This is a genomic window from Paraburkholderia aspalathi, assembly GCF_900116445.1.
GTDB classification, from domain to species: Bacteria; Pseudomonadota; Gammaproteobacteria; order Burkholderiales; family Burkholderiaceae; genus Paraburkholderia; species Paraburkholderia aspalathi.
The window spans coordinates 1-2,774 of the sequence record NZ_FPBH01000083.1; the positions used below are offsets into that span (position 1 = coordinate 1).

Consider the following 2,774-nt stretch of genomic DNA (forward strand, 5'->3'; position numbering starts at 1 on the left):
GTCGGTCGGCTTGCCGGCGAACTCGCAGAGGAAGATATCGTCGATGCGTTCCGTCTTGGGCAGCATGACGGCGGCGACGGATGGCGCACGGCATACGGCGATGTCGTCGCGAAACCATTCGCTGTTCACATCATTCACACGGACCGCCACCGGCGTACTGTTCGTCGACAGCCATTCGGCGAGGGCCGCTCGCGCGATTTTCTTCTCGGTGGGGGGGACTGCATCTTCCAGGTCGATAACGACCACATCGACGCCCGACGCAGCTGCTTTGGCAAACCTGTCCGGCCGGTTGCCGGGAACGAAGAGATAGGAGCGGGGTGCAAGGTCAGCCATGTTGGACCTCCAGTTTCGATTCAGGGAGCAGTCTGGATACGACGGTTGCGTCGGTAATCCCCCATACCGATGCAATGGAGCGCTTGAGCTCGTCTTCGGTGGCGGCATTGCCATACAAACCCAGCGTGAGCGTTTTGTGCTCCAGTTCGGCGCGCGTGAGCGTGTTGCCCGGATCGCCCTTGGGATCATCCACGCGGCCCTCGAAGGTGCGGCCATCCTTCGTCTGGACGACGACCTTCCCGATCCAGCGTGACGGATAAGCCGTATCGACTTCATGGTCGAGCACCATCGAGACCTTCTTGCAGAAGTGCTCGATCCTGCTTTCCTTGTAGTGGCCGTCGAACTCACGCACACCCGCGTGGCCGAATTCCGCCACCAGAGCGAGCACGGTGCCCATGGAGAACTTCGCTTGATGAACAGTCTTTGGGTCGATTACCGGGCCGAGTACATCGATCGCAGCCTGGTGAACATGGGTCACCACCGTCTCAACGTCGTCAGGCGAGAGCTTCTCGCGTTGAATAACCTGAAGCAGAGCATCGGCCGCCGGATGGGTGTGCCGGCACGAAGCGTGATACTTGAACGACGTTTCAATCAGCGCCCAGCGCTCACCGAGCGCTTCGGCGAGTTTGTCCGGATGCGTTTGCGTGGACAGGCCGGCTCCCATGCCTTTCGCGCCTTCGAAGATGTCCTTCGCGCCGGTGAAGCCGTCGGCCGCCAGGTAGGCTGCGAGAAGACCGTTCGCCGCGGCCTTGGCCGTATGCAGTTGCTTGGAGTCAGCGGCGTCTTTCAGGAATTCCCAGAGTCCGGCTGCCTGGGTGCCGGCTGAGCCAAACGCATTCACCATCTGCTCGTCGCTCAATCGCAAAAGATTACCGACTGCTGCCGCAGCCGCGATCGTCCCGACCGTACCGGTAGTATGAAAAATCTTGTAGTGCGACCGGCCGAGGAATTCACCGACGCGGATGCCCGCTTCATAGCCTGCAACAGATGCAGCGATGAACTCTTTGCCACTTCTGCCAAGCGCCTGCGCGGCGGCCCACGCTGCGGGGAATACGACGGTTGCCGGATGCAGGACCGAACTGTTGTGAAGATCATCCTGTTCGGCGAAGTGCGATGCGGCGGCGTTGATCATTGCCGCGAAGAGCGCGCTAGTGGTTCGGCGGGAGATCAGTACTTCGCAGGGACCGGACTGCGGTCCGAATTCGAATGCGTACTTCTGGATCGTCTCGACGGGGCGCGCTTCGCGGCCAGCCAGTGCTGATCCGAACCAGTCAAGGAAGAGGTCTTCCGTGCGTGCCACCACGTCTTTGGGGATCTGTTCAAACTTGAGATTGGCCGCAAACGAAGCAAGAATCTGGGTGTTGCTCATAACAGGCTTACCTTAACTGGGGGAGTTAGATCACGGCCGCTTCACGAAGCTCGCGGATTGCATTGGTCGAAAAACCCAGTTCATTCAGAAGGGCTTCGGTGTGCTGGCCTAATGCGGGCACGGCGTCCAGTCGAACATCGGATGCAGTACTGATGCCGGGCGGCAGCAGGGCGGGAATGGAGCCGGCCGGGGAATCGATGTTCACCCAGCGATTGCGTTCCTTAAGCTGCGGATGCGACCACACGTCGGGCATATCATTCATTCGTGCGTTGGCAATCTGCGCGCTATCCAGTCGACTGATGACCTCTTCCGAAGTTAGTTTGCTGAACGCGGTGACAATGATTTCGCGCAGTTCCTCGCGTGCTGCTACACGCCTCGAGTTGGAACTGAAGCGAGGATCGACGGCGATCTCGGGTTCCAGCAGAACCAGCGAGCAGAACACACCCCATTCACGCTCGTTCTGCAATCCCAGCATGACTGTCTTTGCATCGCCGGCGGGGAAGGGGCCATACGGGTAGATCGTCGCGTGAGCGGCGCCGGCACGCGGTGGCGGGGATGCGCCATCGAACGCGTAGTAGAGGGGATACGTCATCCACTCCACCATGCTCTCGAGCATCGACACGTCGATTTCCCGTCCCACGCCGGTCTTCGATCGCTGTAGAAGCGCGGAGAGGATGTTCGTGTAGGCGTACATCCCCGCAGCGATGTCAGCAATGGAGCAGCCGGCTTTTGCCGGTGTGTCCGGACCGCCGGTAATCGACAGGAACCCGGACTCACTCTGGATCAGCAGGTCGTATGCTTTCTTGTCGCGATAGGGGCCGTCGGACCCGTAACCGGAGATGTTGCAGACAATCAGGCGGGGATACTTCTCATGCAACGCTTCATATGACAGACCCAGTCGCGCTGCGGCGCCGGGCGCCAGGTTCTGCACCAGCACGTCGGTGTCCTCAAGCAGGCGCTCGAAAATACCCTGCGCCTGCGGGGCCTTGACGTCGAGCGTGAGGCTCTCCTTCGAGCGGTTGCACCATACAAAGTGCGAGGCCATGCCGTGCACGCGCTCATCGTAGGCACG

General features: G+C 60.4%; 3 protein-coding genes. All 3 read right to left on the minus strand.

Annotated features, from left to right (window positions below; all coding sequences use genetic code 11):
- Window positions 1-333: aldolase/citrate lyase family protein (locus tag BM438_RS44395; protein ID WP_244179621.1), on the minus strand; the 333-nt coding region annotated here is incomplete at its 3' end.
- Window positions 326-1,702, minus strand: coding sequence for an MmgE/PrpD family protein (locus tag BM438_RS44400; protein WP_093647901.1), 1,377 nt, complete (start codon window positions 1,700-1,702; stop codon window positions 326-328). The genes BM438_RS44400 and BM438_RS44395, both read right to left, overlap by 8 nt.
- Before the next feature lie 25 nt (window positions 1,703-1,727).
- The coding region (locus BM438_RS44405; RefSeq protein WP_093647904.1) for a CaiB/BaiF CoA transferase family protein at window positions 1,728-2,774 on the minus strand (1,047 nt) is incomplete at its 5' end.